Consider the following 391-nt stretch of genomic DNA (forward strand, 5'->3'; position numbering starts at 1 on the left):
ATATTTGATTAGTTAATCAAATTTACATGTATGCAGTTTTCAAGGTACGATACTGGGCTTAATTTTACTTAAGACCCAATGGGCTTAAGTGGACCTTTGCCCTATGGCTCATGCTTATGAACTTTTCGGGGTTCTGGTTCATTTAAACCAGTGGGCTTAAGTGGACTCGAACCACCGACCTCACGCTTATCAGGCGTGCGCTCTAACCAGCTGAGCTATAAGCCCATCTTTGAAATCTTTCGATTTCAGTGGAGATGAAGAGATTCGAACTCTCGACCCCCTGCTTGCAAGGCAGGTGCTCTCCCAACTGAGCTACATCCCCATTTGATCTGGCATCCACCTGCTCTCCCACACCGTCTCCAGTGCAGTACCATCGGCCGCCTGCGTCTTA

The 391-nt window shown here is 47.6% G+C and carries 2 tRNA genes; both read right to left on the minus strand.

Annotated elements, in window-relative coordinates:
- Positions 1 to 151 precede the first annotated feature (151 nt).
- Positions 152 to 225 (minus strand) — tRNA-Ile (locus LI112_RS17940).
- Positions 226 to 249: 24 nt separating this feature from the next.
- Positions 250 to 322 (minus strand) — tRNA-Ala (locus tag LI112_RS17945).
- Between the last annotated feature and the right edge of the window lie 69 nt (positions 323 to 391).

Source organism: Blautia sp. 210820-DFI.6.14 (assembly GCF_020558815.1).
GTDB classification, from domain to species: Bacteria; Bacillota; Clostridia; order Lachnospirales; family Lachnospiraceae; genus Blautia_A; species Blautia_A obeum.